We start from the raw sequence: 7,050 nt of genomic DNA, 5'->3' as shown, positions 1-7,050 counted from the left end.
GGGATGCCCAGTGATGTGGATAGCGCGTGGATATCTTCATACCCTGCACCCTTGGTAGTAATGTGCAACTGCACCAGGTCGCGCCCGGTAAGAAAAGCAGGAAACAAAGGCTCTGCCTCCGCATAGTTCACCAGCTGCCGGTACCGCACCGGATGCTGCTTGCTACTTATATCAGTATTGATCTTCACCTCTCCCTCAAAAGGAATTAAGCCCGACATAATTTTCAGGCAGGTGGTTTTGCCCGCGCCATTGCCGCCCTGCATCCAGTAAATACCGGCCGGCAGCTCCAGCTGCGGGATGTTGATTATCAGCCTATCATAATACCTTTTTTGTATATGTTGTAGTGTGAGCATATGTTAATATTAGAAAATAAATCTTGTATTAAAAACGCATCTAATGCTTAACGATTACTTTTTCACATCCTCTCCCAATAGGGCGCTGTGTTTCCAAAAATAGGAGCTTCTTTTTCCACACGTGTTAAAAACTTTAAAATGGTGCCCATGTGTTTCGTACTACATTTGTGTCAGTTCTTGACTTAGTTGCAATGGTTTCCGGAATGAACCCCCGGAATTAATAGGGAATCGTGTTAGAATCACGAGCAGACGCGCTACTGTGATTCCTGATCCCCCCAACATGTGATGTTCTTGATCAGGGAAGCCAGATACCTGCCAGGCGCAACAATTTGTCATTAACCTTCGCGTATAAGGTATTGGCGCAAGTGACACCTTCCTCACTCCATAGGATAGGTATCTCCCGTCAACCCCCCTTATCCATTTTTAGAGTACAGTTAATAAAAAATATTTGGCGTATGAACCATGAAAATGAGATCTTGTTAAAAGAGAACAAAGATCGCTTCGTATTGCTGCCCATTAATTATCCGAAAGTGTGGGAAGTGTATAAACGGCACGAGGCCAGCTTCTGGACAGCAGAAGAAATTGACCTTAGCGGAGACCTGAAAGACTGGGGCACCCTGAACGATGGTGAGCGCCATTTTATTACCCATGTGTTAGCCTTTTTTGCAGCCAGCGATGGTATTGTGAATGAGAACCTGGCCGTAAACTTCATGAGCGAAGTACAGATCCCGGAAGCCCGTTGTTTCTATGGCTTCCAGATCATGATGGAGAATATACATTCAGAAACCTATGCTTTATTGATCGATACCTACGTAAAAGATCCTGCTGAAAAAGATCGCTTATTCCACGCAATAGATACGGTGCCTGCTGTGAAGAAAAAAGCAGAATGGGCCCTGCGCTGGATCGAGAACGGCAACTTTGCACAACGCCTGGTAGCCTTTGCGGCCGTGGAAGGCATTTTCTTCAGCGGGAGTTTCTGCTCTATTTTCTGGTTAAAGAAAAGAGGGCTGATGCCCGGCCTTACTTTCTCCAATGAGCTGATCAGCCGTGATGAAGGACTGCACTGCGAATTTGCCTGTTTGTTATACAGCATGCTGCAGCAAAAGCTTACACAGGAAGAAGTACACCAGATCATTGGCGACGCAGTAACCATCGAAAAAGAATTTATTACCAATGCGCTGCCCGTTGACCTGATAGGCATGAACAGCCGCCTGATGGCCCAGTACATTGAGTTTGTAGCAGACCGCTGGTTATCCGAGCTGGGATACGCCAAAATGTTCAATGCCGCTAACCCCTTTGATTTTATGGAAATGATCTCCCTGCAGGGTAAGACCAACTTCTTTGAAAAACGTGTGGGCGATTATCAGAAATCAGGCGTAATGTCCGGCAAAGACACACAAACATTCAGCTTAGACGAAGACTTTTAATAAATAGCTGTTAGCCATTAGCTCTTAGCTTTTAGCTAGCCAAGAGCTAACGGCCAATAGCTAATAGCCCTTTTTACTAACCTCTTAAATTTCAATACACATGTTTGTAATAAAAAGAGATGGCCGCAAAGAAGCGGTAAAGTTTGATAAGATCACCGCACGTATTGAAAAGCTGTGTTATGGACTTGCATCAGAGTATGTGGATTCCATTGACGTAGCTAAAAAAGTGATCCAGGGTTTGTATGATGGTGTAACCACTACAGAGCTGGATAACCTGGCAGCAGAAACCGCCGCCTCTTTAACTACCAAACACCCGGACTACGCGCTGCTGGCATCCCGCATAGCAGTTAGCAACCTGCATAAGAATACCGTAAAATCGTTCTCCACAACGATGAAGAAGCTGTACGAATATGTGGACCCGAAAATAGGTAAGCCTGCTCCGCTGTTATCTGACGACGTGTGGGAGATCATTAAGAAGAACGCGGAGATCCTGGATTCAAACATTATATACGACCGCGACTTTGCTTTTGACTATTTCGGTTTTAAAACACTGGAACGTTCTTACCTGCTGAAGGTAGACGGTAAAATTGCAGAGCGCCCGCAGCATATGTTCATGCGTGTAGCGGTAGGCATCCATAAAGAAGATATTGATGCCGCCATTAAAACGTATAACCTTATGAGTGAGCGCTGGTTCACACACGCTACTCCTACCCTGTTCAACGCAGGTACGCCCAAACCGCAAATGTCATCCTGCTTCCTGCTCACTATGAAAGGCGATAGCATTGACGGCATTTACGATACGCTGAAACAAACCGCCAAGATCTCCCAGAGCGCCGGTGGTATAGGTTTAAGCATTCACAACATCCGCGCTACAGGCTCTTACATCAGTGGTACCAACGGTACTTCCAATGGTATCATCCCCATGCTGCGCGTATTTAACGATACTGCCCGTTATGTGGACCAGGGCGGTGGCAAGCGTAAAGGCGCCTTTGCCGTGTACCTGGAGCCCTGGCATGCCGATGTATTTGAATTCCTGGACCTGCGTAAGAACCATGGTAAGGAAGAAATGCGCGCCCGCGACCTGTTCTATGCCCTGTGGGTATCGGACCTGTTCATGAAACGCGTTGAATCCAACGGCGACTGGAGCCTGTTTTGTCCGCATGAAGCACCCGGACTGGCCGACTGCTGGGGTACTGAGTTTGAAGCGCTGTATGAAAAATATGAGCAGGAAGGCCGCGCACGCAGAACCGTGAAAGCGCAGGACCTGTGGTTTGCCATCCTGGATGCACAGATAGAAACCGGCACACCTTACCTGCTGTATAAAGATTCTGCCAACCGCAAATCCAACCAGCAGAACCTGGGTACTATCAAAAGCTCTAACCTTTGCACAGAGATCATTGAATATACAGATGCCAATGAAGTAGCAGTATGTAACCTGGCTTCCCTGGCCCTGCCCCGCTTTGTAATAGATGGCAAGTTCGATCACGAGAAGCTGTACGAGGTAACCTACCAGGCTACCATGAACCTGAACAAGATCATTGACAACAACTATTACCCGGTAGAAGAAGCCCGCCGCAGCAACCTGCGCCACCGCCCCATTGGCTTGGGCGTACAGGGCCTGGCAGATGCGTTCATCCTGCTCCGTTATCCCTTTGAAAGCGAAGCAGCACGCAAGCTGAATGCAGAGATCTTTGAAACCATTTATTTTGCAGCGTTAACCGCTTCTAACGATATGGCCAAAGTACATGGCGCATATGAAACGTTCCCCGGCTCACCTGCATCCAAAGGCATCCTGCAGTTTGATATGTGGGATGTAAAACCCTCTGACCGCTGGGACTGGACCTCACTGAAAGCAAGCGTGGTGGAGCACGGTATCCGTAACTCCCTGCTGCTGGCGCCCATGCCTACAGCATCTACCTCACAGATCCTGGGTAACAATGAGTGTTTTGAGCCTTACACTTCCAACATTTACACCCGCCGTGTACTGAGCGGTGAGTTTGTGGTAGTGAACAAACACCTGCTGAAAGACCTGGTAGAGCTGGGCCTGTGGGATAATGACATGAAGAACAAGATCATTGCTGCCAATGGCTCTATACAACAGATAGATGAGATCCCTTCCAACGTGAAGGAATTGTATAAAACCGTTTGGGAGATCAAACAACGCACCATCATTGATATGGCGGCAGAACGCGGCGCGTTCATCTGCCAGTCACAATCCCTGAACCTGTTCGTAGATACACCGTCTGCCGCCAAGCTCACCTCCATGCACTTCTATGCCTGGAAGAAAGGTTTAAAGACCGGTATGTACTACCTGCGTACACAGGCAGCCACACAAGCCGTACAGTTTACGGTAGAAAAACAGGGCGGCCAGCAAATGGAGCCTGTGGTAGCCGCAGCGCAAGGGGGCCAAACCATGCTGGAAGATATTCCGGAAGGCGCGGTTTGCACCATGGAAGAAGGTTGCGTAACCTGCAGTGCGTAAAAGTGTAACTATATAGAAGCGAAAGGGGTTCCGGTGCAAACCGGAGCCCCTTTTTTTATGGATGATCATTTTACAGCAACAGCTTCCAGCTCAACCTTTAATGTTTCAAAAAGAACTTTTACTTCAAACAAAGTGGTGGCTTGCTTAATGCCATGCTTAGCTATCCAGTTCTGGAAAATATCAAAGCAGGCGAAAAACTCCGTTGATGAAGTGGTAAGGATATTTAACCGTACAATATCCTTGCATTCATACCCGGCCTCGCTGATAACCTTTTCCAGGTTTTGTATGGCCTCTGTTAACTGGCTTTTCATATCGCCGGTGCTGGATTTTCCGTCAGCGTGCACGGCTGCCTGTCCTGAACAATAAAGTGTGCTTTCTGCGTGTTTTACTTCAACGGCCTGCACATAGCTGCGTTCATCCTGCCATTGCCAGGGATTAATGATCCGTTTTTCCATGAGTTTACTTTTTAGCTTGCACCCCTGCAGCAGGCACAAACAGTTAATAAAATTGTACACTGCAAAGGTGGCACAACAGGCCATTCCGCTGCGTGACAAACATCACAATTTGAAACTGGTGGAAATAAGATCAGCGGGCAAGGCGGCTGAGCGTTTCGCGGGAAACTCCCAGATAGGAAGCCAGCAGGGTTTTAGGCACTCTTTGGATCAGTGAGGGATATCGTTTAATTAATTGTTGGTAACGCTCCGTTGCATTGGAGGTAAGGAAAGATAATATGCGCTGCTGCGATGCAATGTGGCCACCATTGGCTTTCCTGAGAAAAAAATGTTCCATCTTTTGCAGGCCTGCACACAGCTTCCGGTAATTTTCCAGTGAAAGGCAGCACACCTCCGTATCTTCAAGGCATTGCAGCGACATGGTGGCTTTGGTTTGCATATGATAGGCCTGGTAATCACTTTCCCACCAGTCTTCCATGGCAAAGGAAACAATATGCTGCTTTCCCGATTCATCGTTATATACCAGCATTAAAAGCCCTGAGAGCACGAAATAAGCATCCTTTACGCTTTTACCTTCCTGGATAAGGTACTCGCGCTTTTTATAGCTTTTAACAGTGAAATGAGCGCGCACAAACGCAAACTCATCATCCGTTAGCGGCACTATTTTTTCGATATGTTCCCTGAGTTTTTGCTCCATGTAATATCTATTATTACTTCAGCGCCTTCAGCTGCTCAATGATCTCTACCGTAGTTCCGGTTTCCCCTATTCTTGGAAAAATAACCTGTAAGCTGTGCTCATGCGCGGGCAGGGAGCGGTCGCTCATAGCGTCTTTGGCAAAGGTAAGGTTGTAAGCCCTTTCATGTGCGCTGCGCGCAGTACCTTCTACGCCAATACTGGTAGCAATGCCTGCCAATACAATATTGGTAATACCGCGGCGCCGCAGCTGCAGGTCAAGGTCGGTACCATAAAAAGCGCTCCAGTTGTGCTTAGTAATGTAAATATCGTCCGGCTGCAGCGGCAGCTCTGGCAGCAGCTGATCCCAACCATCGTTAAACGTACGGCTGCCTTTTTCTTCAGTGCGGGTTTTCAGCGCATCTGCATAATCTTTCGCAAAGCTCACATTCACTGCCACAATAGGTAATTTGGCAGCCCGGAAGGCCGTTATTAAACTGATGGCATTTGCAATTACGCCTGCTGCCGGTGGTACGGTATTTTGGGCAACACCTTTCTGCAGGTCAATTAATACGAGCGCGGTCCGTTGGTCTAATGTGGTAATAGCCATAGCATGTTTTTTTTGCTTTGAAAAATATGTGTTACGCAATATCACTATACTCCAGGGTGGGCTTTTGCGCCTGTGCCTGCCGGCGCCTGCGGATACCCCAGATAAATAATCCCGCACAAATAATACCAGCAGTACCCTGCAAGCATACCGTAAGCGGCGCGCCCAGGTTGTGCGCCACCAAACCGGTGAGCAAGCTGCCTATGGGCAGCGTACCCTGGAAAGCCATTGCATAATAGCTGATCATACGGCCACGCATATACCCGGGTACATTGGTTTGTACGTAAGTGTTGGTAGCGGCTATCTGCCCCATCATACCTGCGCCTGAAAGCATAATGAAGAACAGGGCCAGCGGCAGGGATGTAACGCGTGAAAAAAGGATCACGCTTATCCCGAATACCACCGCTGCAATGCCAATGATCTTTAAAAGGTCTTTGCCGGGTTTAAGTCCTGCCATATAAATAGCGCTCATCAGCGCACCCAGGCCGGTAACACTGGCAAACCAGCTATACGTTTCTGCATCGCCCCCAAACACCTCTTTGGCAAAAACAGGCGTTAAAGTACTGAACGACATCAGGAAAAGGCCCGAAGCCCCCAGCATCATAATAGCAGATCCTATGTTGGGTGATTGTTTTAAATAAACATATCCCTCCCTTAACCCTTCCCAGATATTGGCATCTGTTTTAGGCGGCGCCAGTAATTGCAGGCGCATCATCAGCAATGAAATAATCACAGCAATGAACGTAAGAAAGTCTATCAGGAAACAAATACCTTCCCCGAACACGCTTAATATAACGCCTGCAATAGCAGGGCCTAAAAGCCGCGCCAGGTTTACCATAGAGGAGTTGAGCGCAATGGCATTGGGCAGGTCTTCCTTGTTATCGATCAGGTCTATCATCAGGGATTGACGGGAAGTAGTATCAAATGCGTTAATAATGCCCTGCGCAATGGCTAATAATATAATGGCGGTGATGTTATAGAACTTAAACAATACCAGCCCAGCAAGCACGCCGGACTGTATCATAGAAGCAATTTGTGAAATGAGCAGTATTTTAT

Annotated in this window: 7 protein-coding genes and 1 riboswitch; of the genes, 2 read left to right on the top strand and 5 right to left on the bottom strand. The window is 47.6% G+C overall.

The genetic code is table 11. From position 1 onward, the window contains the following. A partial coding sequence (locus tag VIM87_RS17400; RefSeq protein WP_331998230.1) for an ABC transporter ATP-binding protein occupies positions 1–353 on the bottom strand: 353 nt, incomplete at its 3' end. A gap of 175 nt (positions 354–528) precedes the next feature. Beyond that, positions 529–688: riboswitch (cobalamin riboswitch) on the top strand. 120 nt (positions 689–808) lie between these two features. Between VIM87_RS17400 and VIM87_RS17395 the strand changes: the two genes are divergently transcribed. Together VIM87_RS17395 and VIM87_RS17390 are read left to right on the top strand one after the other, a co-directional pair. After that, entirely contained in the window at positions 809–1,780 is a 972-nt protein-coding gene (locus VIM87_RS17395; RefSeq protein WP_089913607.1) for a ribonucleoside-diphosphate reductase small subunit, read from the top strand. Between the two features lie 100 nt (positions 1,781–1,880). Continuing rightward, positions 1,881–4,262 carry a ribonucleoside-diphosphate reductase subunit alpha gene (locus VIM87_RS17390; RefSeq protein ID WP_331998229.1) on the top strand — a complete coding sequence of 794 codons (2,382 nt, stop codon included), beginning with the start codon at positions 1,881–1,883 and terminating at the stop codon, positions 4,260–4,262. Between the two features lie 65 nt (positions 4,263–4,327). On the opposite strand, the gene VIM87_RS17385 is transcribed toward VIM87_RS17390, so the two are convergent. From VIM87_RS17385 to VIM87_RS17370, 4 genes are all read right to left on the bottom strand, one after another. Further along, the gene (locus VIM87_RS17385; protein ID WP_331998228.1) at positions 4,328–4,717 is read right to left on the bottom strand and encodes a RidA family protein; all 390 of its coding nucleotides are present in this window, start codon (positions 4,715–4,717) and stop codon (positions 4,328–4,330) included. A gap of 130 nt (positions 4,718–4,847) precedes the next feature. Continuing rightward, positions 4,848–5,411: a Crp/Fnr family transcriptional regulator gene (locus VIM87_RS17380; protein WP_331998227.1), complete on the bottom strand. Its 564-nt coding sequence runs from the start codon at positions 5,409–5,411 to the stop codon at positions 4,848–4,850. A gap of 13 nt (positions 5,412–5,424) precedes the next feature. Then, complete coding sequence (locus VIM87_RS17375) at positions 5,425–5,997, bottom strand: isochorismatase family protein (RefSeq protein ID WP_331998226.1); 573 nt, start codon at positions 5,995–5,997, stop codon at positions 5,425–5,427. 31 nt (positions 5,998–6,028) lie between these two features. After that, a partial coding sequence (locus tag VIM87_RS17370) for an MFS transporter (RefSeq protein ID WP_331998225.1) occupies positions 6,029–7,050 on the bottom strand: 1,022 nt, incomplete at its 5' end.

It is taken from the genome of Chitinophaga sp., assembly GCF_036569125.1.
Taxonomy (GTDB): Bacteria; Bacteroidota; Bacteroidia; order Chitinophagales; family Chitinophagaceae; genus Chitinophaga.
This window is presented reverse-complemented; position numbering and strand designations above follow the sequence as displayed.